The 23,464-nt window shown below is 56.0% G+C and carries 25 protein-coding genes; 17 read left to right on the top strand and 8 right to left on the bottom strand.

Annotated features, from left to right (window positions below):
- The first annotated feature begins 146 nt into the window (after nucleotides 1-146).
- Genes DV532_RS28305 through DV532_RS28290 form a run of 4 tightly spaced genes read left to right on the top strand, consistent with a single transcriptional unit; the run spans nucleotide 147 to nucleotide 2,105 of the window.
- Nucleotides 147-845, top strand: a complete 699-nt coding sequence (locus DV532_RS28305; protein ID WP_056798510.1) for a glyoxalase superfamily protein — start codon at nucleotides 147-149, stop codon at nucleotides 843-845.
- A 48-nt stretch (nucleotides 846-893) separates the two neighbouring features.
- Complete coding sequence (locus DV532_RS31310; protein ID WP_120715492.1) at nucleotides 894-1,301, top strand: DNA-formamidopyrimidine glycosylase family protein; 408 nt, start codon at nucleotides 894-896, stop codon at nucleotides 1,299-1,301.
- On the top strand, nucleotides 1,256-1,711 hold the full coding sequence (locus tag DV532_RS28295) for a hypothetical protein (RefSeq protein ID WP_162949016.1): 456 nt from the start codon (nucleotides 1,256-1,258) through the stop codon (nucleotides 1,709-1,711). The genes DV532_RS31310 and DV532_RS28295 overlap by 46 nt, the downstream gene beginning before the upstream one ends.
- A gap of 34 nt (nucleotides 1,712-1,745) precedes the next feature.
- Nucleotides 1,746-2,105 carry a hypothetical protein gene (locus DV532_RS28290; RefSeq protein ID WP_056798516.1) on the top strand — a complete coding sequence of 120 codons (360 nt, stop codon included), beginning with the start codon at nucleotides 1,746-1,748 and terminating at the stop codon, nucleotides 2,103-2,105.
- A 10-nt stretch (nucleotides 2,106-2,115) separates the two neighbouring features.
- Here the strand turns inward: DV532_RS28290 and DV532_RS28285 are convergent, their stop codons facing one another.
- Nucleotides 2,116-2,481, bottom strand: coding sequence for a hypothetical protein (locus DV532_RS28285; protein WP_056798518.1), 366 nt, complete (start codon nucleotides 2,479-2,481; stop codon nucleotides 2,116-2,118).
- Between the two features lie 58 nt (nucleotides 2,482-2,539).
- Entirely contained in the window at nucleotides 2,540-3,892 is a 1,353-nt protein-coding gene (locus tag DV532_RS28280; protein WP_056798521.1) for an HD domain-containing protein, read from the bottom strand.
- Nucleotides 3,893-4,011: 119 nt separating this feature from the next.
- Between DV532_RS28280 and DV532_RS28275 the strand changes: the two genes are divergently transcribed.
- From DV532_RS28275 to DV532_RS28260, 4 genes are all read left to right on the top strand, one after another.
- Nucleotides 4,012-5,538, top strand: coding sequence for a hypothetical protein (locus DV532_RS28275; protein ID WP_056798524.1), 1,527 nt, complete (start codon nucleotides 4,012-4,014; stop codon nucleotides 5,536-5,538).
- Between the two features lie 23 nt (nucleotides 5,539-5,561).
- Nucleotides 5,562-7,208 carry a hypothetical protein gene (locus tag DV532_RS28270; RefSeq protein ID WP_156675911.1) on the top strand — a complete coding sequence of 549 codons (1,647 nt, stop codon included), beginning with the start codon at nucleotides 5,562-5,564 and terminating at the stop codon, nucleotides 7,206-7,208.
- A gap of 60 nt (nucleotides 7,209-7,268) precedes the next feature.
- Complete coding sequence (locus tag DV532_RS28265; protein ID WP_056798529.1) at nucleotides 7,269-8,891, top strand: hypothetical protein; 1,623 nt, start codon at nucleotides 7,269-7,271, stop codon at nucleotides 8,889-8,891.
- A 410-nt stretch (nucleotides 8,892-9,301) separates the two neighbouring features.
- Nucleotides 9,302-10,084 (top strand): hypothetical protein, encoded by a 783-nt coding sequence (locus DV532_RS28260; RefSeq protein ID WP_056798532.1) that lies wholly within the window; start codon nucleotides 9,302-9,304, stop codon nucleotides 10,082-10,084.
- A 25-nt stretch (nucleotides 10,085-10,109) separates the two neighbouring features.
- Here the strand turns inward: DV532_RS28260 and DV532_RS28255 are convergent, their stop codons facing one another.
- Both DV532_RS28255 and DV532_RS28250 read right to left on the bottom strand, forming a co-directional pair.
- On the bottom strand, nucleotides 10,110-11,156 hold the full coding sequence (locus DV532_RS28255) for a LysM peptidoglycan-binding domain-containing protein (RefSeq protein WP_120715489.1): 1,047 nt from the start codon (nucleotides 11,154-11,156) through the stop codon (nucleotides 10,110-10,112).
- A 26-nt stretch (nucleotides 11,157-11,182) separates the two neighbouring features.
- Entirely contained in the window at nucleotides 11,183-12,244 is a 1,062-nt protein-coding gene (locus DV532_RS28250; RefSeq protein WP_120715488.1) for a hypothetical protein, read from the bottom strand.
- Between the two features lie 127 nt (nucleotides 12,245-12,371).
- Here DV532_RS28250 and DV532_RS28245 point away from each other — a divergent pair, with 127 nt between their 5' ends.
- Nucleotides 12,372-13,562, top strand: coding sequence for a hypothetical protein (locus tag DV532_RS28245; RefSeq protein ID WP_056798539.1), 1,191 nt, complete (start codon nucleotides 12,372-12,374; stop codon nucleotides 13,560-13,562).
- A gap of 47 nt (nucleotides 13,563-13,609) precedes the next feature.
- Here DV532_RS28245 and DV532_RS28240 read toward each other — a convergent pair whose 3' ends face one another.
- The 4 genes from DV532_RS28240 to DV532_RS28225 form a co-directional block, all read right to left on the bottom strand.
- Nucleotides 13,610-14,179 (bottom strand): hypothetical protein, encoded by a 570-nt coding sequence (locus tag DV532_RS28240; protein WP_056798541.1) that lies wholly within the window; start codon nucleotides 14,177-14,179, stop codon nucleotides 13,610-13,612.
- Nucleotides 14,180-14,287: 108 nt separating this feature from the next.
- Nucleotides 14,288-15,001 (bottom strand): hypothetical protein, encoded by a 714-nt coding sequence (locus tag DV532_RS28235; RefSeq protein WP_056798544.1) that lies wholly within the window; start codon nucleotides 14,999-15,001, stop codon nucleotides 14,288-14,290.
- Nucleotides 15,002-15,068: 67 nt separating this feature from the next.
- Nucleotides 15,069-15,473: a hypothetical protein gene (locus DV532_RS28230; protein ID WP_056798547.1), complete on the bottom strand. Its 405-nt coding sequence runs from the start codon at nucleotides 15,471-15,473 to the stop codon at nucleotides 15,069-15,071.
- A gap of 92 nt (nucleotides 15,474-15,565) precedes the next feature.
- On the bottom strand, nucleotides 15,566-16,111 hold the full coding sequence (locus DV532_RS28225) for a hypothetical protein (RefSeq protein WP_156675912.1): 546 nt from the start codon (nucleotides 16,109-16,111) through the stop codon (nucleotides 15,566-15,568).
- A 286-nt stretch (nucleotides 16,112-16,397) separates the two neighbouring features.
- On the opposite strand from DV532_RS28225, the gene DV532_RS28220 reads away from it, so the two are divergent.
- The 8 genes from DV532_RS28220 (at nucleotide 16,398) to DV532_RS28185 (ending at nucleotide 23,457) form a co-directional block, all read left to right on the top strand.
- The gene (locus tag DV532_RS28220; RefSeq protein WP_120715487.1) at nucleotides 16,398-17,459 is read left to right on the top strand and encodes a hypothetical protein; all 1,062 of its coding nucleotides are present in this window, start codon (nucleotides 16,398-16,400) and stop codon (nucleotides 17,457-17,459) included.
- The gene (locus tag DV532_RS28215) at nucleotides 17,459-18,154 is read left to right on the top strand and encodes a hypothetical protein (RefSeq protein WP_156675913.1); all 696 of its coding nucleotides are present in this window, start codon (nucleotides 17,459-17,461) and stop codon (nucleotides 18,152-18,154) included. Before DV532_RS28220 ends, DV532_RS28215 begins: the two co-directional genes overlap by 1 nt.
- Before the next feature lie 57 nt (nucleotides 18,155-18,211).
- A complete protein-coding gene (locus DV532_RS28210; RefSeq protein ID WP_056798560.1) occupies nucleotides 18,212-19,282 on the top strand; it encodes a hypothetical protein in 1,071 nt (356 codons plus the stop codon).
- A gap of 28 nt (nucleotides 19,283-19,310) precedes the next feature.
- On the top strand, nucleotides 19,311-19,826 hold the full coding sequence (locus tag DV532_RS28205; RefSeq protein ID WP_056798564.1) for a hypothetical protein: 516 nt from the start codon (nucleotides 19,311-19,313) through the stop codon (nucleotides 19,824-19,826).
- Nucleotides 19,827-19,846: 20 nt separating this feature from the next.
- Nucleotides 19,847-20,374 (top strand): dihydrofolate reductase, encoded by a 528-nt coding sequence (locus DV532_RS28200; RefSeq protein WP_056798566.1) that lies wholly within the window; start codon nucleotides 19,847-19,849, stop codon nucleotides 20,372-20,374.
- 118 nt (nucleotides 20,375-20,492) lie between these two features.
- Nucleotides 20,493-21,209, top strand: coding sequence for a hypothetical protein (locus DV532_RS28195; protein WP_120715486.1), 717 nt, complete (start codon nucleotides 20,493-20,495; stop codon nucleotides 21,207-21,209).
- A gap of 89 nt (nucleotides 21,210-21,298) precedes the next feature.
- Nucleotides 21,299-22,126 (top strand): hypothetical protein, encoded by an 828-nt coding sequence (locus DV532_RS28190; RefSeq protein WP_162949015.1) that lies wholly within the window; start codon nucleotides 21,299-21,301, stop codon nucleotides 22,124-22,126.
- Between the two features lie 56 nt (nucleotides 22,127-22,182).
- The gene (locus DV532_RS28185) at nucleotides 22,183-23,457 is read left to right on the top strand and encodes an ATP-grasp domain-containing protein (protein ID WP_056798571.1); all 1,275 of its coding nucleotides are present in this window, start codon (nucleotides 22,183-22,185) and stop codon (nucleotides 23,455-23,457) included.
- Nucleotides 23,458-23,464: the final 7 nt, after the last annotated feature.

The raw sequence follows: 23,464 nt of genomic DNA, 5'->3' as shown, positions 1-23,464 counted from the left end.
AGGGCGCTCACAGCCTGTCGTCCTCGCCGCATTCGCGGTACGGTGAAAGTGAGAGCGGTATGATGCCCTTGGTAGACTCTTGCCAGGCTTCGAGAATGAGGACTCCGAACCCGCTCTGCGGTGCCTGGAATACTGGAGTGCCAGACATGAACATTTCGCAGTACAAGGCGATGGCCAAACTTCGCCGCACATCCATTCAAGCTGTATTGGGGGTGCCCGTCACCCATTCGCAGGCCCTGGAAATTGTGGCCAGGGAGCACAATTTCCCGTCCTGGGATGCCCTGTGCGGTAGCCAGGGTCGCTGCCCACCCAGCAATCCGCTGAAAGCCAGCGTCCAGGTGGAGACGGCGCCATCGGATCAGCCCGAGGCTGAAGTGCGCTTCAGGGGGCATGAGCAAATCATCGCCCACCTCGGCCAGCGCCTACAGTCGGGCGCGAAGCCCAGCTTGATCGTCATCTCCAGTGCGCCGAGCGGCAGCACATCGGCGACCACACGCTTGCTCTTCGAGCAGATGCTCAAGCATCAGGTGAGGACTGACGCGCCGCCCGCCCCCACGACGAACACGGGAATCGATGCCTGGCGTGAGGCACTCAGATGTGCCATGCGCGCCGATCCGGATCACGTGTACTTCGGCCATGTGCAAAGCCAGGTTGTCCTGACCGAGGTGATGAAATGCGTGGCCCAGGGGCGACATGTGATCATCAACCTCACCGCAGATGATGTCGACAACGCTCAGCAGCAGCTCATGGCGCTCATGCGTGGAAATGAAGCGTATCGGCGCGAGCTGCAACAGTTGATTGAACATGAGGCGCTGTACTTCATCCATCAGGGCACTTGCGCCTAACAAGCGCGCAGAGCCCCTACGGGGGCTCTCGCTGTTTCAGCCAAAACCATGATCGAGGGCGTCATGCCAGAATTGCCGGAAGTAGAATGCGTCAAAAATAGCCTCGCCCGCCTCAAAGGGCGTGAGTTCACCAGGGTGACCACCCTCACCTCGCGTTTGCGCGAGCGAGTTCAGGAAGATCTGGAGCAGCACCTGGTTGGCCGAACGGTGGTCGATGTGCAGCGACGTGGCAAATACCTGGTCTTTGTCCTCGATCGCGGTTATCTCGTGGCTCACCTCGGTATGACGGGCAAGCTGCTGATTGACCCAGCACCGGCCAAACACGACCACGTTCGTCTTGGTTTCCGGACGGCAGCGAGCTGGTCTACAACGATGCCCGAAAATTCGGGTTCCTCTTATACGAGCAGGATTTGTCGGAAAACAAATACCTCGCCAAGGTTGGGATGGAGCCTTTGAGCGCCGCTTTCACCGCAGATCACCTGTTTGCCTTGACACGCAAATCCACGCGCCCGATCAAGAGCTTTCTGCTCGACCAGAAATTTGTGACGGGGATTGGCAATATCTATGCGTGCGAACTGTTGTACCAGCTACGAATCGACCCTGAAATGCCCACTTGCAGGCTGAGTCTTGGCCAGGCCCAGGCCATGGTGCCGGCGATTAAGCAGATGCTGCTGCGCTCCATTGAGTTGGGTGGCTCCTCGATTTCCGATTATGTGGATGCAGACAACAAGAAGGGTGGTTTCCAAGCCACCTTCCAGGTCTACGGGCGCAAAGTGGATCCGCTCGGCAATGCGGTGGCCGTTTCGAAAAAGGGTGGGCGCAGCACCTACTATGTCCCGGCGTTACAGCTGAGTACGGTTGCCTGAAACACAGATTGATCAACAACAAGAGAGAAAAAGCATGATCGTCCATCACCTCAAAGCAGCACTGACTCCTGCCCTGTTATGCCTGGCGCTTGCCGGGTGCGCCACGGCATCTCTGCAACCGGCGCCCACCACACCCGAGCAGGCGGTGAAGCCCACCATCAGCACCCTGCCATCGATCAAGCCTGCGCAAAGCTCGCAAGCCGAGTCTGCGCCACAGCGACTCAACGAGCTGTTGACTGTCTGGGTCGCAGGTTATTGCCAGGGATGGGCCGACGTGTCGGGTGATAGCTTTGAGCGGTGCTTCGAGCTGACCCTGCAGGACACTTTCAGTACCTACAAGCAGCGCACTGGGGTGGATCTGACGGCGGCAGCGAAAGAGGTCATTGCCAAGTAGGGCGGCTGCCCTACTCGGTGTCCACATAGCCTTCGCGGGCCACCTTAAGACTGTCCCAGTCGGGATGGTCATCCAGCTTGTTCAGAGCGTCTGCACCATAAGGAATGACCCATCCCTGGAATTGCCGGCCCTGGAGCTGATCTTCCATCGGAAATGGCAGGTAGTTCAGGCCGTGATCCTGATGCGTGATCTGATCGCGAATGGCGCCGGCCATCAGACTGTTGGCAAACCCTAGCATGACCGCAGGCCCGGTGTACGTCACGGTTACCGAATCGTCTTCATACCGGCATTTGCTTTGGCCACAAATACAGGTTCTTTCGCGGTCTTGGCGAACACTGAAAACGTCTCGGCAGACCAGGCAATACAGCATTTTCATCGAATTTACCTTTTGTATAGATCGGCAAACCCAGCGGCGCGCCGATTCAATTAATGGGTCAGGCTCGCGTGCCGAGCATTTCGGCAATCGCAGCCTCACCGAGCGCCCGATGTTCGGCAATCATGGGCTTCACTGATCCGCGTTGACGGGCCAGCAGCTGCTCCTTGGCCGTTTTCAGTCCATGCCCCTTGGCCAGGATTGCCTTGATGACTGTGCCTGGATCCACGGAATGGATGGTCAGCATAGCCTTCTTGAAGTAATCAGCCTGGTGATAGCTGGTCGGTGCCACCTTGGAGCCGTCCTTGAGCAAGGTCAGGCGCCCGTAGTTATCGGCGGCACAGGCCAACGCCACATCGTCGATGATGTGTGGGTCATGGCGCAACTTGCGACTCAAATCGAGGGCCTGGTACAGCGAGACCAGGCCATGGCCGCCTGCTTTGAAGATGCCATGCACCTTTTGGTGAACCATCGCAACGCCGGCTACAAACTGTTGAACACCGCCCGGCATCTTGATGCGTTCCGACAGCGCCTCCAGGGGAGGCCCGAAGCGCTCCAGGTCTTCATGGCCATGATGACTGCCGATCAACTCACCGTTGTCGGCCCACAGTTCTTCGAACGGCGTATTGGCTTTGCCCAGATCGTGCAGCAAGGCAGCCATGCGCACGCGCAGCTTGCGGGCATCGCCCAGTTCTGCGCTGAAGGCGCAGGCTTGCTCCAGTACCATGCGGGTGTGCACCCAAGTGTCACCCTCGGCGTGGTAATCGGGGCGCTGCGGGATATCCTTCAGGCAGTGCAGCTCAGGGAAGACCCGTTCCAAGGCGCCGCAGGCATCCAGGACATCGAAGTAGATGCCGGGGTGATCGGTCAGCATGGCCTTCTGGGTTTCTTGCCACAGGCGCTCTGAAGAGAGCGTCTCCAGCATGTCCTGCTTGACCATGCGCCGCATCAACGCCATCGTCCCAGGGTGCACGGTGAACTGGTACCGCGCAGCAAAGCGCGCCACCCGGAGGATGCGCAGCGGATCTTCCTGGAAATGACGGGACACCTGGCGCAGCACCCCGGCGTCCAGGTCGGCCTTGCCCCCGTACGGGTCAATCAGGGTGCCGTCCTCGGCCAAGGCCATGGCATTGATAGTCAAGTCGCGCCGGAACAGGTCGTCTTCCAGGGTTACCCCTTCCCAAGCGCACTCGAAGGCACCATGCCCATGGCCAGTGCTTTTCTCGGAGCGGGCCAGGGCATACTCTTCCTGGGAGATCGGGTGACGAAACACCGGAAAGTGTTCGCCGCTGAGAACGTAGCCCTGGGCGCGCATGGAGTCCGGACTTTGACCGATGACCACATAGTCACGATCATGTGGGTTCAGGCCCAACAGGGTGTCCCGGACGAAACCGCCTACCAGTAATGCTCTCATGTGCACCCTCCTCCATTGCGGTTTTGCACGCCATATCTACTCAATATACTAAAAAATTGTAGTTATGAACAACCAAGCTAAGGGATAATGGGGAAACGACTGCGCCGGAGCGACAGACCATGGAATTCAGGATCAAGGACGCTTGGGTGCTGTCCCAGGAAAAGCTTATTGAGTGTTTGGATAATGATGCCGTCGAGCTAGTGGGCGCCTATCCCTTTGAAACCCTCAGCGAGGTGCAGCATCTCAACGGCAACTCGGCACGTATTCGCGGCATAAAAACGGCCTACATGCGGGCAGGCAGTGCCGATCCGGCCACGGCATTGACCTTGATTAACAGTATGTTCCAACGGCTGGAGCGTGATGAAACGGTGCTGAACTGGGCGCTGCACTTCGAACTGACGCAAGGCTGCTACCTGGCCGGCAATGACCTCAATGTGATCAACCTCGTCAAATCGCTGCCTCCGGCCTCGAAGTTGGCTTTGGTGCTTCTTCTGGGTGGTTTGAGACCCTCCCCTGCTCTCCAACACACCTATCAGAATAACTTGGACTCGGCGATCAACCAGATTTGCGACCTGTGCGCCGAGCCTCAAGCGCAGAGCTTCCAGATTTTGCCCACGGACACGAGTTTGTTGGCCATGGCCAACTCCACCACAGGGGATCCACGCACCAGTGCCATCAGTCACAATGCATCAGCCCTGCACACACTGCCCAAAACGTTGCTGATCAAGATGAGCCAGGGCCCCAAACGGCCATCCCTGCAGCCTGGAACCCAAAAACTGGCAAGGCAGTTCCCCATGGCAGCGGCCCATCAGCTGGAGATTCTGGATGAAATCAACACGCCCGGCAGGGGCATTCAGGTGATCACCGCCATCAATAGCCATCTGCAAAAAAACTTCGGTGACATAGTTTCATTCGAAGATTTCACGTTGACGCCAAGCCCGGTGGTGGGAGGATTTCTGCGCGCCAAACGAGTTGGTTATGAGCGGTTTTGGCCAATATTATATGAACTCGGCGGTGAGCAAGGTGGCTGCGCTGAGAAGTTCATGCGCCTACTCGCCCATACCTACGCCATGGCTGATCGGTCTGGGCCCACTATCCTGACATCAATGGGGGCGACCCTTGCCCAGGAACTGGACAAGATTCCTGGCCTTCCGCTGATCAATAATTTCCTGGATGCGACCCCTACCCGTTTGACCACAGCACTGATTGATGACTATCTCGACTCTGGTGCGGATTCGACCGTTAGCGTCAATGTCTATCGTTATCTCATGCCTGATTGGAATTCGACGCCTTCGCGCAACTTTCAGCTGAGACTCACTACTGCTGACCGCACTGATGGGCTGTTCCACGAATACGGCCTCGTCCGACTGGCGCTGGGTTGCAAGGAGTTCCTGGCCAAGAACCTGGGTCTCGTGCAGATTGACGACAGTTTTGACCATTTTTGCCAAAAGCTAGGTGTCTATGAAGTCAATTTCGACAACCAGTACCAGATATCGCGGAAGCTGGAAGCTTTTGATCTGCTGCCGGAGCGCTTCAAAACGGCGGAAAACAAGCTCTTCTTGGGTGGCACATTATCCCCCGGTGAGCTGGGTAGCACCCCTGAAAGGGTGTGGGAGCGCGCCCTTGCTCAGGACATGGGCCTGTGAACATGAGATCAAGTGAGTACGACATGAAAAGGCCAGTGTTTGACATAGCTCGCCTGCAAAACCAGCAATCTGGGCAATATGATTACTGGAAACTGGCAGAAATTCTGCTTTCTGGCACGTATCGCTTGACGACCACCTACCCGTTCGAAAGCCTGGAAGATGTGCAGGGCGTTACCAATTTTGGGATTACGCCTCCTGGTAGAGAAGCGATGCAGTTATTCAACAATCTCGTGACCCGCTATCACTTCGGAAAGGGCATGCAAGAGCTTGACGCAGCCGAAGATGTCGTTGCATTGTTCGAGCATTTCAGGGGTGATGAGGACACTCTGAGCTGGATGGTGCACAACACGTTCTGTGAGCTGTGGATGGCGGGAAACGATCGGAACCTGGTGGATCTGGTGCTGAGCCTGTCGTTGGAGCAAAAGCAGGCGGTGCTGCTCTGGTCAAGCACGCTGCCAAGTCTCCCCGCGTTGACGTCCGCCTACAGCGGTCATCTGGATTCAGCACTCAAGCATATCTGCGCGTATGCGGAGCAACCACGTTGCCAGGCGATTGATCCACTGCCTGTTAATTTCATGTTGACGGATTACAACAAGATCAACTCCGAGAATGGCAAGCCAGGCTACTCAACCCTGGTATTGAACGCATCGCCGGTCAATACACTGCCACGTGCATTGCTGCATGAAATCTATTCACGAAACCGAGAGGCCGTACTGCCCATTGAGGATTCGACCTGGCAGCGCATCATGCGTTTCACCATTCCCAGTGAGTTGGCGATCCAGCAAGCTGAAAATTTCGTGAGGTACTACATCGGCTCTGACACCAACTCCGTGGAGTTCAGAAAAAACATCCGCTACCAGTCCGGAGGGATTTTGGCCTTCGAAGACCTCTTCACCACCTCCTGGAACACCCTCTACCCGGTGAGCGAATTTTCGTTTGATGTAGCACATTACCTGAAGGTTTTGGCGCCAGGTCAAAGTGGCTTGCACCCACATGATGCCCGCCTCATGAGCGCAGCGTTTTCCAGACACTTGGCATACGCCTCACTCAGCGCCTATACGCCAGTGACCATCACCAAGAGCCTTGAAAATCTCAAGGTCTTTTTCGAACAGGCTTTCATTGCACCCGAACCCTCGCTTTTCCACAACTTCATGCACTTGCAGGGCCCCTTTGGGAAGGCGCACGTCGATCGCTACATCGCGCAGTACGAGGATGAAGTCACAGGTGGGTACCTGAGCCGCTTCTGCAGCGTCCAGGCGCATCCTTGCGAGCTTGGAGAGCGATTGCTGAGCTACCTGGGATCCCTGCATGCTACGGCCACTGACTTGCCTCCGGAAGACGCCAATGGACAGCTGCATGCCTATGCAATGGCCAAGTTGGTGGTGTTGACCCTGCACCGGGGGCAGGAGCTCGGCGTCTTTGATCTCAAACAGCTGAGCCTTCGCGAGTTTCTGAAAAAGTCCGGGTTGAACAGGTCGGATGAAGCTCGCTTCAATCAAGACCTGCGCCATGACACCCGGAAATTCACTGCAGCCGTGGCTGCACTGCCAGCCCCTTTACTGACCACTGATGTATTGCTCTGCTGCGGCCTGGGCCTTTCCCCTGCAGCGCTGGAGAACGCCACGGAAAGTCAGCGTGAGCGCTCTCTCATGCTGGATTTGGGCATGTAGAGCCATGACACTTTCCCTAGCTGATGCCATCAACTCACCCAGACCCTTTTGAGTAGCCAAATGAACCAGTTCAACAACCTGCAAGACCTGTGGAACCAAACCGATGGCAAGTTTAACAGCGAGCAACTCAGGGTTACCCTGAAGCGCAAGGAGCCATTGTCGTCACCTTATCCGTTCACGCATATCAGTGAGCTGCAAGTCCTCTGTGGTGACGACTCTCCGGGGCCTCAGAACAGGGTGGTGCTGTGCATGTATGCGCTGTCAGCGCGGTACGCTGCCAACAAAATTGCCGAGGCCGAGCTGGATGTGGCCTTGTTCATGCAGCGACTTGAGCAGGATGAGCATGCGCTCAATTGGATTCTGCATGCTGAATTGGGCGATCGCTGGGTGGCGGGAAATGACCAGAACCTGGTCGATCTGGTGTTGAGCATGTCGACGCTGCACAAGTGTGCACTGCTGTGCGCGGTAACATCCTTTGGTGAATCCGATCTGATGCGCCTGCGCTTTGGCCAACATCTGGATGGCGCGCTCCGGTACCTGTGTGAGTATGTGTCGCAACCCAGATGCCAGGCAATTGATTCGCTCCCGGTCAACTTCGAGCTCAATCATTTCAACCCCACCATGCTCAACGGCGAAGTAGGTCAGCCGGGGCGCTCCACCGTCATTCTCAACGCCTCGCCGGTCAATACGCTGCCGCGCTCGGTGCTGCACCAAATCGCGTTTCATGGCCATAGCCTGGAGGCCATTTCAGCTCAGACCCGCGCTACCATCCAGCGCTTTGCACTGCCCACGGAGCTTTGTCATGAACTGGCCTACAGGTGGCTGAAGGAATTTCTCAAGCCCGAGACGAATTCAGCAGAATTTCGCAATGAAATCGATCGTGATACACAGGGTACCGTGAGCTTTGAGGACGTTTTCACGACGGATTGGAACTGTCATTACCCGACACTGACTGCCGAATTCGATGATTTCACCGTAGTCGGCACGGTCTTTCCTGGAAATCACCGGCTGAACAGGGCTGACGTCCTGCAGATGTGTAAAGTATTTTCAAAGTTCATTGCCTATGGCGATCTGGGCGGCCTGAGCAATTCCATGATTGCCCAGCACATGATCGATAACCGGGAGTTCTTCGAGCAGGCATTCATCCGCCCCGAGCCATCGCTTCTGCATAATTTCTCCCACAGTGACGGCGCCTATGGCCGTGAGCAGGTCGACACCTACCTGGATCATTACCACGACATCATCACCGGCAGCTACATCAGTCGCTACAGCTCTTATGCCGCCAGTATTGCAGTGATGGGCGAGCGCCTGTTGGCTTATCTGGATCGGCTCCACAGTCCAGCTAAGGACGCTGAGTCCTCCGAGCATCTGTACCACCACGCGCTCGCCAAACTGGTTGCCATGACCCTCAAACGCGGGCAAGAGCTGGGGGTTTTTGACCTCAAAGAGCTTGTCCTTTCAACGTTCCTCACGGAATGCGGGATGACTGCAGGACTGAGCGGTCGGTCAGGGGAGCTTCACTACGATCGACATCTTTTCGAAAGGGCGCTGTGCGCCCTGCCGGCTGAGCTTGTGACTCCGGATGTTCGGCTCTGCTGTGGTGTCGGGTTAACCGGGCAGGAGCTTGCCGATGCATCGGAAGATCAGCTGGCGCGGTCGCTGACCCTGGACATGGGGCTGTAAAAGAGCAGCCGCGCTTTGCGCCGAATCGAGGTTTGGCTACCAGCTTCTGCGCAAGCTTTTCAAGCGCAAGGCTGAGCCGCGCTTCGCGCCGAATCGCCAGGTCAGCGGTGAATTGTCTGTTGCGCCCGGTCGTTGACTGATGCAGGCGCGCAGGATGGGGCCGTGATTCGTCCGCAAGGCACATGCACCTCACAAGCAAAAAGCGGAGCCACGCTTTCGCGTCGAATTGGTAAATGCTCCGCGCAAGACCCGCTCCATCATCCCAGTGGAGCATGGCAATCCAGCCGCCTGCGGCGAATAGAAAATCACAGGCCAGAGAGATCCAGCATTTTGCAATCAAGCTTGTTTTCCATATATTGACAATATGGCAACGCTAGGTATACTGAGTGTATCTGAAGTCGAGGTGCACCATGAAAACCACCCAATTCCTGCTGGCAAGCGCCCTCTTCCTCCTGGCCCTGAATGCGACAGCCGCGAACCTGTACCGTCCGGGCACCCAGGGGCATGAGCTGGCGGCCTATGCAGAAAAGGTGCTGCCATCGACTGTAAGCCCATATTTTGTTGACGCAAAAAATCGGGCAAAATTTTCTGAAGAGCTTCTGCCTGATGCCATGGATAAGATCGGTATCTCAAAATCCAGCCAAGCTTCTGCCCCTCGCATCAACGTGGAAACCACTTCAGACGTGACAGCCCTGGCTGCATACGATAAAGCGCTGCCGGAGCGAAAGGATCGCAAGCTATGTACTGTAGTTTTCCTCCGCAAGGGTGAAGCCGCAGTGGGCTCCACATTAATGCACGAACTGATGCATTGCCGGATTCAGGCTGCAGAGATCACTGCTGGGTACACCGACCAGGTAAGACGCGTCATCGCATTGGAGCCATCGCTCACAAAAGGTAAGCAACTGAGGATGTTTGAGGAGGTTCTTGCAAGAGCGATGTCTTTTTCTTTCCTGGTCAACCAGAACATCAAAGAAGATGGCGAGTTCTTCCGAAACCGATTGTCCAGCCCATACCCTTCCAATCCAGGCCCGCTCAGCGTGCGTCGTGCGGTAGAAATGTGCATTAACAAGGGGGTATGCTCGGTTGATCCTGCAGATCTTGCCAAAACCCTGTTGGATGACAAAGCGTTTGTAGCTGCCCTCAAACAGGACATGGTTCAAGGCGCAGCTTATGATAAGAAAATGGGTTTCTAACCCCCGGCAAGCCGGGGGGGCATTTTCACAGGGTCGGAGGGGTAAAGCTGGTGTTTTTGTTCGCATACCTCTCGACCGCGTCTTTGAAAGCTCCTGTCTCAGGGGTCGACGAGGTTGGACTTTCCTGAAGCAAGGTTTCGAGCTTTGACTTGATATCTGGATCAACAGGTGGTGTTGCGCTCACATCGGGGATAGCGCTGTGATCCACGGTGTTTCCAATCCCAGCCTTCGCCACGATGTCTGCAGCTTGATCATCAGCGAACACCATGCTCGATGGGAAGCTGCCGTTGTTGCCAAGCAGTTTGTTCAAGGCGTCGAGCTCGCTTGTTGGTGCTGCCACCACAGGTGCTACGGTCTCTGGGGCGACTGCTGCCGGAATCTCCGCTACGGAGTGAGCGGCAAACAGCTCCGGATTGATATGCAGCTCTTTACCCGGAAAAATCAGGTCTGGGTTAGCCCCAATCATTTCCTTGTTCGCTTCATACAGGGCCTTTGTGGCCTCAAGAATCTGCCCGTTTGATGCCTGAACTCCGTTTGCTTCAAACTGCTCTTTGGCAATTTTCCAGAGCGAATCCCCTTTTTCAATGGTGTGAATGGTGTGAGCCTGAGGTGCAGCACTTGCTACCTGCGTATCAGATCCTGGCGTCGGCTCAATGTAGTCTGGCGAATGCCCAGCCGAAGGGATGATGGAATCTGGAGCGCGGTTGGCTGTCACCTGGGTTTCATCATAAGCAGATGCGGCATCTGCTGTTGATGCAAGAGCATCGTTCACAGTCGCTGGCGCGTCAGTGCCGGCCACCAGGTCTCCAGCGCCAGTGATGTGGTCACCAACAGCATGCAAGCCGTCTCCGACGAATTGGCGACCGCTGTCGACCGCACTCGCCAGGCCGTTGGCTGTGGCATCGTACGCGGACGCCACGTACTCCGATGCCGCGCCTGCGGCTTCAGTGGAACCTTGGACGGCGGTGGCGGCGACATAGCTCGCGGCGTCGTAGGCGGCGCTGGCGCCATCGGCCACCAGTTCGGCACCTGCTTCCACGCCGTGAATCAGGGCCTTGCCGGCGACAATCACGCCAGTCTCAGCGGCCCGGAAGGCATCTACGGCGTGTCAGCCACGAAGTCCATGGTGGTGCCTACGCCACCAGAAAGCGCATGGGCAGCGTCGGAGCCAAATTGGGCGACCGAATCATAAGCCGCGACAGATGCGTCAGCGACCAGGTCGGCGGCCTTGGAGCTGGCTTCCAGTACGGCTTCGCCAGCCACCTTGATCCCCTCGTTGGCGGCATGCGCGCCTTGCGCACCGAGCTCAACGCCGGCAGAAGCCAGGTCAACAGTTTTGTTGAAGCCGTTGGTGGCGAGGTCGAGGGCCTTCTCGTGGTTGAAGTCGCCAAGCATCAGGGCACCCATGGCAATGCCGGCCAGGGCCAGGCTTGGTCGGCCATAGCGCTGGAAGGTATCGGAGGCCATGACCGCACGGGCGTTGTCCTTGAAGTCCTGGAACTTCTGAGCAATGGAGCCAGTCGGGACACCCATGCGCTCCAGGTAGTTGCCCACCCGGCTTTGCATCTTGGAGGCAAACGCCTGCACCGACTCGTTTCCGATGATCTGGCTGGCCACGAACGCACCGCCACGCAGGGCCATGCGGGTGACAATGGCGCCGGTACCAATCGAGATACCCAGGCTGATCGCAGTCAGGGTTTTCTTGCCGCCTTCGGAGTTCAGGGCGTCGAACAGCGCATCTTTGCCGTTGGTCAAACGCGTCAGGAGGCTGTCGTTCTTGTCAGCGGTTGGGAAATGCTCCTGGAAGACATCAACGGTCGCAAAATGCTGGACGACTTCAGGTGGCAGCGAGTCAATTTCTTCTGCGCTGTAGCCGGCGATGGCAAGTTTGGATTTCATGTCCACGGCTTTCACCTGGCCATGGATCTGCTCCCAATAATCGCCGTACTGCAGTTTGATGTCGAGCGAGTTCTCCGGCGAGAACGACTTGGAGATCAACTCAAACGGTGCGTTAGCGGCGGTATTCTTGCCAAGCTGATCAGCGATGCCCCTGAAGTACGGGTCAAGCTCGTTGTTGGCTTCGGCCTTCTGCAAGACCATCAGGGACGTGAGGTAGTCGTTCACCTGGTTAAGGTCGAGAGGCTGTTTCAATTCCGACATGGCAGCACCTGCGTATTATTGTTCGAATTATGCTTATAGGCTATCACTCCCAATATAGCGGTAACAACACTTTGTTGCCCCATTTTTCCGGGTCAGCCATAATCGAGGAAAGCCATGGAGCCCTTTAATGATCACTGCCTTCTTCACCCAGATTACCCTCAACCCAGACGGCAGTGTCGCCAAGGTTCAGTCCCCACCGCGCAGTCCATTTCCCCAGGTCATCCTGGCCGAGGTCATCGACGGACGAATCGAAGCCTTCAGCTGTGCGAACACCTCCGCCGCGCTTGTCGAGTTGCATGTCCTGGACGCGCCCGATGCTGCGGTTGCGCGGGTTAAGCGGGACATAGGTGCCAGGCTCCTGAAGCCCGAGGCCTTTGTCGCAATTCACGGCATAGAGAAGATTCGCCGAGAAGTCAGTGCTGGCGCGTTGAGGCAGTATCCTACCGGATCGAGCAGCAATCAGGCCGTGGTGGCGTTGGACATGGTGATTCGAGGTCAGCGAGCCGCCTTGAACCATGCGATCAATGCGGCCAATCCCGAGCATTTCTTTGAGTCGCTGGAGGCGGCCTGGTTGTACTACCCTGCCTTGAAGGACGAACTGGCCCCTCTGTACCCGGCGCTTGGCGAGGCATTGTTCCGGGGTGCAAAGGCGCAAGACCTGATGAACAACCAAGGTCGGTGGGAGATGAGGTTGCTCGGGCACGAGGCCGAGCAGCAGATCCTGATCGAAGCGATTGTGCATCAAATGCTCAACGGGAATGGCGGCTTCATCCGGGTCATAATTGACAACGCGCTGATCCGCACTATTCTCAAACACCCGAGGATGCCCGAGGTTGAGGCCTGCACGGTGAATCAGGGGATCCTTGCGCTAGCGCACGAGATGGGGGTTAAGTTCCATGTAGATCCTGACCGCACACCGACCGCCTTCAGGAAAGAGGAACACATCGGGAGCTTCATTCTGGAGGGTTACGACTGGACGCTACTCCCCAATTTGACCCACTACCCATCTGAGGCGGGCGCTGTAGGTAGTCTGGCCCAGTACATGACAGGGCAAGTTACCCCTGTCTTGTCCTTCACCCCCGATTCGCCTCAGTTTTGGGATAGCAGCAAAACGTCCGAGTATGACCACCACAAACGGATAGTGCAGGCCATTGCCAAGGTAGATCCGGAGCAGTTTACCCAGGCGTTTGATCTGCTCACTCACAATCAGCGCCTGGCCTGTGTGGCCCAGGGCTATGTCGATCGTGCGTGGATTGATTTGGAGGCGCTGCCTCAAGTCGGCCTGGTCAAGATCCTCGAAGACGATCTAGGGCTGTAGCCGACGCGGCAACACGAGAGGGGCCCGAATTGCGAGGGTCTCGTTGCTTACTCTGTGACGGGCATGTTTGGCGGAAGCTGTGCAGGGGCTGGCAAGTTCGCTGGAAATTGCACAGCTACTGGCACATCGGCTCTGGCCGGTGGCACCCCGCGATCATGCGCTGGGCCGTGCGAGAACTTCTTGAAACCTTCCAGGGCCTTCACCTTCTGCTCTGGGGTCAGTACTGCCAGAAATTTCGCGAACTGTTGATCATGACTGGCCTTGAGGTCGGCAGCCAAGGCCTCACGTTCAGCTTGAGGGAGCTTCTCCAGGTAGCGGCTGACAATCAGCCTCTGTTGCCCCATATCCTCGCGTATGGTCTGATGCAGCACCCTGCGCTGATCCTTGTTCAGGTTCAGTTCTTGAGTGAAGCCTTCTGCACGCGGGCCAGGCTTGTGCTTGGCGGGATGGTCTGGACGTGGATTGTCATGCTTGTGGGTTGGTTCTGCCGGTGTTACTTCTCCAGCGACAGGATGGGCACCGATTGGCTCAGCTGGCGAGGCCGGGGCGGCAAAAACCGAAGTGCTGGCGAGCGCCAAGGCAGCAGCGAGAGCAAAGGTGGCTTTTTTCATGTTCATGGATAAGATTCCTTGTTGTTATTCTCAACTTGCATGGTAAGGATGATCTGTTCCGGTGTCAGTCAATATAAGGTAAATGGAGTGTAAAGGTGGAAAATTGATTTTCGCTTATTGACCATATTGAGTTTCTCGTTGCAATTGAGCCCAGGTAACCCGGCCCACCTGGATCAATTCATGCTCATTTTCCGGGTAAGTGTCGCATTTGATCAGATGCTCGATGTTGACCTCGAATAAGCCAGCCCTGGGTGCGCCGTATGCGCTGGGATTGTAGCGTTCATTCCAGTAGACCCCGTCCAGCGTGGCGCGGTGATGAATCCGAGCCCATTCAATCAGGGCAAAGTCAAACGCATCGGCGTCTTCTGATGAGCGCAACTTATGAATTTCGCACAATTTTTCAGTCGGAGCATGGATTGTTACCTGATCAATTCGCTCGTACTGGTCAGGTTCCGCGTCGTCGACGTCTTGCTCAGTCAGTCGAACCAGGCACGTTTGCTCCAGCTCGTCATCGTAATACTGCCCCTGGAGAATGCTGCGAGACTCAAGCAGGCCCTGCTGGTAAGACCACCGCTTGACTTGAGCGTGCAGTTGGCGCCCTGCTTGGGTGGCTGGGTGCGTGATAGAGAGCATATCCATCAGTGTGTAGCCAGCATTCCCTTCATACAGGTCAAACCCACCGAGCTTTACAATCTCTCGCCAGGCAGCCGGGCAGCGTGAAACCGAAAAGAGGTTGCCCTCCTGGCTCCTACCACAGGCAAATTTTCGGGTGATATCCAGGTCGCCGATGTGCCAAAGCTGGTCAACCTTGATGATGGGAACACGCATGGCCAAGCCTCCAGAGTTTCTTGATCATAAGCTTCTGGAAGTTGGGTGTTCAAGGGATGGGTCAGTTTTACAGCTGGCCGCCCGTTTCATTCAGGAGCGTTTCGGCCTCACGAATGGCCCGTGCATGCTCTGGATGTTTGACTGCTTGCAACAGTTTTATCAACCCCTGCTGGGATTTGGTCAGCGCACGAACCCTTTCTCTCAGCAGATGGGATTCTTCGGCAGCATAACTTCCTTGGGCGGCATCGAGCTCCAACGCGGAAAACCCGAGCATGCAGTCGGCCAGCAGGGAAACAATGCCATTGGCCATGTCCATGCTGATCGAGATCTGGTCAACCTCCCCCTTGCCCACCAAGCCGAACAGTTCCGGGGTGTTGCTCAGCTCAATATGCCCCTTTATCTTTCCGATGCAGGACTCAAGGCGACTTTGCAGTCCATCCATCGAATTCGGGTTATCCAGGGTGATCGCCATATTCTGTTTACCTTCGGGTCTTAGGCGGAGAGTACCTAGCCATTGCCAAACTGTCAATGTTGCACACACCACCGGCACGAAATCAATTTTCTTTAGGGCATCTTTAGCGTTTTGTTGATAATTTTTCCCATGATTATCGACCAATAATCAGCCCAGAATGAAATTTCACCAGGGTGGGTAGTGTAGCGGTAGGCATTGTCAAGAATGTCAGCATGGCCTTGTTCACGCACATGGTTGGCGAACGTTGTCGGACTGAGAATTTCCTGGCAGTTATCAAGGTGATCTTGGAGATCCTGCGTTATGTCTTGGGACACCAATCCGGCTGCAGCCAATTGCTTGATGTTCGCAGCCGCTTTCTCGAAAAAGAAGTCGAAATCGAGCAGCGGGGGGTAGCAGGTACTCCTGGCGTGCTGGGCAAGGTATTCCGCTCTTAGCTTGCGTAGCCCAGCGAGGTTGTCGCTGTCGACATTACAGAACTGCAGGTGGCGCATGCCGGCCTCGCCAGTGATCGCGATATCCAGGTTGTTGCCACTCAGGGAGGCCATCACCAGCCATTTGACCCCCATTTTCGGGTTCGCGGGGGTGACAATGAAGCTTGTAGACCAGGCAGGCGTGACGCCAGCGACGAAAAATTTCACATCTGCCTCCAAAAAGTGAGCACGAACGGTTGAGGCTGACCAATATACAGAAAAACAGTTCATGGGAAACGTCATTTTAGTTGCGATCAGGACATTTGGTGCACTCCTGATCGGTTTTCTGTGGAAAAAATCCTGGTGGTGTGTACCGGCATACGAGGTCTGGACGATTTACCCCTCATGACTGCTCAATGGCCGGCTCCTTGGGTATCATGGGATAACAGAGTACTGCTGGCGCACGAACGGGGCCAGGGGTAGCTCGTCAGGCACCTATACTGGGAGCATTATCTTGGACGCTTACGCTGGATTTGAATGGATCTTCGATTGCATTGAATACATGACAACAGGTGATACGGTTGCGTTGTCCAAGCTCGCCGATCGCCCATTCCTCAATCACAACACCGACTATGCGCTCTATCTGGCCAAACGCCTGGGTCAGCTGTGCGACACCCTGCCGGAACCTACGATGTTTGTGCGCATGGCAGACCTTTTGGAGCAGTCAAAGGCGGCCACGGCGATCGTAGCCCTCTACGACCGGAACATCAGGGACTATAAGGCCGCCAGGGAGATCAAGGAGCAGACCACCAGTACCAACAACCGTCTGCTCTTCTGGGGTGGTTTGATGGCAAAGCTTGAGCCCATCCGTTTTGGCACGGCGACTTGTCCGGCATTTCACGGCGTGCGGCATGCATGGATGATTCAAGCGCTTACCAATGACCCTGCCCACGCCAAGCGTCAGCGCTTCTTGTTGCGCCATGGCTTTGAGCAAGAAGAACTCGATGCGGCTGAGGCTGGATACTGGCGCCAAATCAAAGCCTGGCTGCCGGCTCATGATGTGAAATTTTTCAATGCAGTCATGGACAGCTCGCTGGTGCTTGAAAAGCTGGGGATGCAGAGCTTCACCGACTTTGCGAATCGCTACTCAGTCAACCTTCAAGCCAATACGCATGAGCCAGCAAAATGTAAGCGTTTCATTCGGTTGTACACCGAGGGGGTGCTTCGTGGTTTCCTTGAGCCAAAGCCGACGACGCAGAACTACACGTGGTTCCTCGCCTCCGAGCAGCTGTTGCGGCACCCCTCCCTTGTGCAGGCCATCGAGGATAGCTTCAGGCGCCTGACCGCTGTTGAAGGGGCTAAGCTGGCCGACACCCTGGACACCCTGCTTCATTACACCCACTTCGACAAGGTGTTGCCTGAGTACGAAGCCCGTCCAGATTTTGCTGCTGCCCTGGGCAAATTGAGTCGCGATCAAGCTACAAAGCTGATCGAGAAATCCGTGATGCGAGATCGCTGGCTCAATTGCTATCCTAAATTATCAGAAGACGTCCTTATCCGAGAGCTGGGGTTGTGATGAATAAACGGAATCAATACGCGATCCAGTGTGACCGCCTGCAGATGAAAGTTGAATATGGCCGGGAAATCTGGAACAGCCTGATCGCAAGCGCCACACGCATTCAACCTGCCGAGTTTGTCGCGGCCTGCGACCTGGATGGGCTTCTTGATGAAGAGGAGACCTTGGAAGATTACGTGGCCAGCGACCCTGACTGGGCCTGTTATCGCAGTGACACGGCCCAGGGTCAGGTGTACATGTTGCAAACCGCTGGCTTTGAGTTCTTCTTCACACCCGATGGTTTAGTGCCAGCCTATGACCCACATGCCATCATGGAAAGCCATGATGAATACGGCCATTCGGCGTTGGCGCGGCTGCTTTTTCACAGCAACCACCCGCTGCTGCAGAATGCCTATGGTTATGAATGTGATGCAGTGGAGATCGAGGAAGACTTTACCGTCATCAGGGGGACAGGTATTCGTTTTCAAATCCTGGAAGACGGTCATCCGGTGGCTGGCATGCATGTGCTGGGCAACCAGATCCAGGACATTTACGTCAGTCGTGCTCGACGTCGCGAAGGGCTGGCGACTGAGATCGTGGCCCGTGCCGAGGCCTTTATGGGGCGCCTCGAACATTCGTTTAGCTTGACTGTTGACGGAAAAGCCTTTGTCGAATCGCAGCGGCGAACCGAGGATGATGATTCACTCGACCTATGACGATGGTTTAGATTTGATTTCATGGTATATTGGTGAAAAGTTTACAAGATCACTGTCATGCCTGCCGAGCCTGCTGCCAACCCTGGGGACATAGAGTCACGAATTCGTGAGTTATTGCGCGGTATCGATCCGCGCACAGTGGCGCAGAACGAAGCTTTGCCCGCGCTTGAAGTCGAATTGCTCAGGCTCACCAAGTTGCCAGCTTTCAAGCAATCCTTGCTGGCAGGCAATCGCTACAGCTGGTTCGCACTCTCCTCCCTTGAAGTCGCTCACGAAATGGCGTTTCTGTGTTTCTGCAGTTGGGGAATGCCACTGGAAAAGGTCATGGCCCTGCTGATGGCCATGAAACCAGCCAGCCCCGCCCCTTCATCTTGGCGCGTGAGTTATATCAAGCTGTTTGCTTGCATCGCAGCCTACCGCTGGCAGCCGGCGTCTCTGGTGATGGCGCTGAATCAGATTGAATCGAAAGCAGGCATTTCTGCTGTCAGCTTGCGCATTGTTCTGAAGCAGGCCTACCGGGCCAAGGTCTTTGTTGATCTGGTAATGGCGCTGCGCACCTACCTGCCTGAATTGAATGCACGCTTGGAATTGGCGCTGGAAGGTTTTCTGAGCGATGTTGATAACCGCCAACTCAAGATCCAGACCCTGCCTCGTGAACTGTTTGCCCCGCACAATCTGTCTGCTGGCAGGCTTGGCGCGTCGAGCTGCGCGGAAACACGCAAAAGTCTTTGGAGCACCGACCTGTCATTTGAGTCCAGGCTTGCACTGGGTCGCACGGATGTTGTCTGGCATGAGTGCAGCCTGGCGCGGCAGCTTAATTGGCGCGGGGTTGGCGACCTCATCAAGCACATGAAGCAGTTGTACGAGAAGGTTGGTCAGGATCAGGTGCGGCAGCACTTGGCTGCCAAATCCCCCGAGATGGCCCTGGCGAAAACCGCGTTCTACCAGAGCTTCACCTCCCTGGATCAACTGTCGAATTTACCTGTGGAGATGGCTGTGGCGCTGTTCGACATGGGCTTTGTCAGGGGTGCTTCGGTCACCACAGGCGAAGGTCGTCATCCCCAGTTGCAGCATCTGTTGCTGCGCAATTCGAGCGTCATTCCGAATCAGGCTTCGAGCGCATTATAATGATCAAAATTGCCTTGGAGTGTGCGTGATGTGGATCGAACTGCCGCGAGATGAACGCGCTAATGACGTGATGAGGGTCGTGAATCTGATCATGGAGGAGACTCCGGATCGCTTCTGGTTCTGCAGCGATCAGGAGGGCATCGAGGTGCAGCAACTGCGCGTCAAGTTGCCGGTGCTGGAAGAAGATTTGCTCTATGACATACGGATCCTTACCGCACAATTGAAGGCTGCTCGCCTGGCGGCCTTTGAACTGGGTCAGGCGCCTGGCCAGCGGATTGCGGTCACGCCTTCGCTGATCGATTTGATGGGACTGTTGCGTGAAGAAAGCTTCGAGCTGCGCAACGACCATGACGAGGGCATCCTGATCGAAATTGTTGTGGATGCCGAGGGGATCACTCATGAAGTGGTGGATGAGTTGCTTCTGGCGTTCCGCAATAACGGCTATGTCCCGCCCATGATGCGCGCCATCAACCCGATGGTGATGGCTCAGCGCCTGCTGGATGCCCGGACAAACCAGCAACTCGACCACTACCCCTTGATTTGATTTTCGCTTTGGAGCTCACGATGACTGCCCGCACCAAAATCAACCTCATCCTGGTCACTGGTAAGAATGGTGAGGTCGGAGATAACGGCGCCCTTCCCTGGAAGAACCCGGAAGAGCTGGAAAATTTCAAGAACGCCACGTACAGCCACCCTGTGATTTATGGCCGCAACACACTCGTCTCCATGGGGCGTGTGCTGCCAGGGCGGCGTAACATCATCGTCAGCTCCCAGCTCAAGTACATCCCTGGTGCCGAAATTGCACCGTCGCTGCAGGCAGCCATCGACATGGTGCAGGGTGTGCCCGAAGCGTTTGTCATTGGCGGTGTAGGTCTGTGGATGGAAGCCCTGCCAATTGCGGATGCAGCGCTGATCAGTGAAATCGATTTCTCGGGTGACGTCGACACTGTGCTGCCGAAAACCTTTTTCGTCGATCTGCATGCACTGTACGAAATGAAGGGGTTTAGCGACAAGGGCAGTTTCACCGTCAGCTACTGGCAGCGAACGGGATCAGATTTCTACGGTGTCGAAGACATTTCGGTGCCAGCTTAACGCAAAGGAAGCCCAGGCGCCCGCAGCTTTCCATCCAGCCGGCGCCGCCCACTGTATTCGGCTCATTCCGTGAGCCGAATATTGTCGCTATTCGGCTCATCAATGCTTGGTGCAACTCATGTCATCGTCGATCGAACCTGCGCTGGATGAAACCGGCTTTTTTTCCCAAGAACATGGTTGCGACTGGCGAACCGTTCTGCTGCAAGAGATCGCTCAGCGGCGAGAAGATGGTCAAGTTCAGCCTCGGATCGCAGAAAGCATGCTACGCGCCTATTTCTGGCCAGATGGCTTGTCTTACCTGCAATTCAAAACGCTGATTCTCGACGAGCGATTCGATTGGCTTTCGATTCTGGCAACCGACCATATGGGTGGGAAGGAGCGCTCAATGCTCTCCTTCCTGATGAGTCGCATTCTGTTCAGTGATCATTTGGCGTACGACCCTGTTATTGGCGAATCACTGCGTAAGCGCTACAACCCAGACCAGATCGCCCTCATCTTCAGTTCGGCAGCCTGCGTCCCCTGCATGATGGGGTCTCTGGGTGGCGGTATTGATGAGCGCAATATCGCACTGGAGCGCATTGCTTGCATCTTGAGTGAAGATCAGCCGACGCTGGATGCCTGGATCACCTTGATGCTCAAGAGTATCAACAACCGTTTTCCTGCATTGGGCAAGAACCTGTCATCAGGCAAGCGCATCGACCAGACATTCCAGACGACAGCCGCGTTCGAAAGCCTTGCACAAATTGACGAGTCCTGTGCGATGGAGCGCAATGCATCCCTGCTCACATTGATGTGCGTTGCCGCGTTCCTGTCATGTTCGAGCCTGAGCCAGTGAAAGCATCCTTGGCGCGGTACACCAATGCCACCCTGTACCACCTCGCCGATACTGAAATCACCGGGCTGTTCGACATCAATGGGAACCTGGTGCACCGGGCATTCGCCCAAGGCCTTTACCTCAATGCCGGGGATGCTCAGCCTTTTGCGCGCACCCACTTGAAAAATGACCCGCTACGCGAGCGCAATGTGGAGTTGTGCGGTGTGTTACTGGCTTGTGCGCCGTATATGAGCCGCCAGCCCTACTCCATTCGCGCCCTGCTGGATGTGGCGCAGGGGCAAAGCTCCGGCTTTAGCGTCTTCGTCAGGAATCACCTCTTTTCCTGGCGATTTGATCTGATAGACACCCTATTCAAGCATCGAAAAATGGCGCCGTTGCGGGCACGCCTGCTGACTCCGGAGCATGTCCTCAGCTTGTATGGGGACGAGATGAGCCGCACGTCCTTGTCCAGGCCACGTGTCGAAGGCGCGAAGGTGCTGTATGGGCATTTGCCAGTCAAGCTGCGCCAGCAAGTCCATGAACAGATTCTGCGCCGATTGGCGCGGCGCACCACCCTCAAAGATCTGCAAAGCCGAGGATCAGCCCTGACCTTGCTGGCCTATCTCTCTACATCTGAGCAGGCGCAAGCGATGCGCACGCTGATATTGCCAATGCTGGGCGCCCTCATGGCCCGCGTGACTGACCAGCCCGATAATCCTGACGCCGGTAGGCAGCTTGGGGACTGGCAGTTGCGGGCAGCACTCGCTGATCTACATGCCAAGGGCATCCTCTTGGCCTCAGATTACGCCCCGCATATCAAATCGGCGAAGGGCTTGAACACCCTCGCGAGGGCCCTTTCCATCGATCCGGTGCGATTGATTGAACATGCCAAAGCCAGCGTCAGAAGCGAATGCCTGGAAACTGACCTTGGGCTGTAAAGCCCTGCTGCTCCAATGCCATAATGCCAATATAACAAGAATAAAAGGGTTGCCTCATGCTCGTCGTGTTCAGTGAATCTTCCCGTGAAGACCTAGCCCAAAGTCTGGGTATTGCTACGTGGTACAACGAATTTCGCAACGAAGACCTGGACTACTGCATTCGTCGCGAACGGGCTCAGGAAATCCTGGCGTGCCGGGCCCTGAAGATTCCCTATGTAGTCGTGGCGGAGCCGTCGTTCCTCGGGGATGAGGTGGATGAGCCCATTCTGGACACCAACTGCGAGCTAGCGGCGCTGGATCCGTCGACACCACTGGTGTTGCGCCTCTACGGTGATGCGTCATTGCCTGACAAGCTGCGCGTATTCCCTTTATTGGTGTCCAATGGTCATGAGCGGCAGGTGGAACAGTGGCCGAATCATATTGTCTCCCCCGAATTCTTCCTCAAGCGCCAGGTCATTCAAATGAGCCAGGCCTTGTTTTCCGCAAGCTTTCATTCCGGAGACCTGGTCACCCCGCTGTTTCTGAAAAGTGTCAAGAAGTCTGTTTTGCACCACGTGGTGGGATCATCGCTGGAGCTGAACGGACTGATCAAGCCAGCAGGTGTTATCACCAGGGACTTCCCTTCCCTTGCTGGCCAGGTGAACAAGTTACCGGCAGAGCAAGTGGTGGCGCTGCACAAGTACCCTGATTACGACTGCCCTTACCGAGGGCCGGTCAAGGGTCACTTCAAGGTGATTGACCTGAGCGAAGGGGTAATCATCTCATCGGTCATGAACATTCTGCGCGAGCCCGACCATCGCGGCGAGTACCGGGCTTTCATCGTGAATGGTGAAGTGTCGAGCATGTCGGCATACCGGGACTATGATCACAGCCCGGTGCCCGATGAAGTCCGTCAATTTGCTCATGCATTTGCCGAGCAGCATCGACATGTGGCGCCCGCCTACGTCGCCGACTTCTGCCTGACCGACCAGGGCCCAGCACTGGTTGAGCTCAATGGCCTTGCCTATGCAGGTCGCTACGTCGACAATGATCCAGGCCTGCTGTATTGCGATCTGGAGCGCTTTGCTGGGGTTGACCGATCGGTACTCTGTGACCCGCGTGTTGCGGTTCCAGCGAAGGCTGAGACCCACATGCCTGAAACGGATGACGTGGTTGTCGACTTTGGGGAGCCTGCTCTGCCCTGGGGCCTCAGTGGCATAGATCGCCCGGAACCAGAGCTCAATCATGCTTCGGATACTGCCCTGGTGCAGCGCTTCAAAAATGCCCTGGTCGACAAGGAGTCGCTCAGGGAGGATGATCAACCTGCAGCAGACTACTTCAAGTTGGGCTAACGATGAT

The organism is Pseudomonas sp. Leaf58, from assembly GCF_003627215.1.
Classification (GTDB): domain Bacteria; phylum Pseudomonadota; class Gammaproteobacteria; order Pseudomonadales; family Pseudomonadaceae; genus Aquipseudomonas.
The sequence above is the reverse complement of the archived record's forward strand: the minus strand, read 5'-3'. Positions and strand labels throughout refer to the sequence as shown.

Coding starts and splice junctions, on each gene's coding strand:
- DV532_RS28305 (WP_056798510.1), top strand. CDS start 147: ATGAACATTTCGCAGTACAAGGCGATGGCCAAACTTCGCCGCACATCC.
- DV532_RS31310 (WP_120715492.1), top strand. CDS start 894: ATGATCGAGGGCGTCATGCCAGAATTGCCGGAAGTAGAATGCGTCAAA.
- DV532_RS28290 (WP_056798516.1), top strand. CDS start 1,746: ATGATCGTCCATCACCTCAAAGCAGCACTGACTCCTGCCCTGTTATGC.
- DV532_RS28285 (WP_056798518.1), bottom strand. CDS start 2,481: ATGAAAATGCTGTATTGCCTGGTCTGCCGAGACGTTTTCAGTGTTCGC.
- DV532_RS28280 (WP_056798521.1), bottom strand. CDS start 3,892: ATGAGAGCATTACTGGTAGGCGGTTTCGTCCGGGACACCCTGTTGGGC.
- DV532_RS28275 (WP_056798524.1), top strand. CDS start 4,012: ATGGAATTCAGGATCAAGGACGCTTGGGTGCTGTCCCAGGAAAAGCTT.
- DV532_RS28270 (WP_156675911.1), top strand. CDS start 5,562: ATGAAAAGGCCAGTGTTTGACATAGCTCGCCTGCAAAACCAGCAATCT.
- DV532_RS28265 (WP_056798529.1), top strand. CDS start 7,269: ATGAACCAGTTCAACAACCTGCAAGACCTGTGGAACCAAACCGATGGC.
- DV532_RS28260 (WP_056798532.1), top strand. CDS start 9,302: ATGAAAACCACCCAATTCCTGCTGGCAAGCGCCCTCTTCCTCCTGGCC.
- DV532_RS28250 (WP_120715488.1), bottom strand. CDS start 12,244: ATGTCGGAATTGAAACAGCCTCTCGACCTTAACCAGGTGAACGACTAC.
- DV532_RS28245 (WP_056798539.1), top strand. CDS start 12,372: ATGATCACTGCCTTCTTCACCCAGATTACCCTCAACCCAGACGGCAGT.
- DV532_RS28240 (WP_056798541.1), bottom strand. CDS start 14,179: ATGAACATGAAAAAAGCCACCTTTGCTCTCGCTGCTGCCTTGGCGCTC.
- DV532_RS28235 (WP_056798544.1), bottom strand. CDS start 15,001: ATGCGTGTTCCCATCATCAAGGTTGACCAGCTTTGGCACATCGGCGAC.
- DV532_RS28230 (WP_056798547.1), bottom strand. CDS start 15,473: ATGGCGATCACCCTGGATAACCCGAATTCGATGGATGGACTGCAAAGT.
- DV532_RS28215 (WP_156675913.1), top strand. CDS start 17,459: ATGAATAAACGGAATCAATACGCGATCCAGTGTGACCGCCTGCAGATG.
- DV532_RS28210 (WP_056798560.1), top strand. CDS start 18,212: ATGCCTGCCGAGCCTGCTGCCAACCCTGGGGACATAGAGTCACGAATT.
- DV532_RS28205 (WP_056798564.1), top strand. CDS start 19,311: ATGTGGATCGAACTGCCGCGAGATGAACGCGCTAATGACGTGATGAGG.
- DV532_RS28200 (WP_056798566.1), top strand. CDS start 19,847: ATGACTGCCCGCACCAAAATCAACCTCATCCTGGTCACTGGTAAGAAT.
- DV532_RS28195 (WP_120715486.1), top strand. CDS start 20,493: ATGTCATCGTCGATCGAACCTGCGCTGGATGAAACCGGCTTTTTTTCC.
- DV532_RS28185 (WP_056798571.1), top strand. CDS start 22,183: ATGCTCGTCGTGTTCAGTGAATCTTCCCGTGAAGACCTAGCCCAAAGT.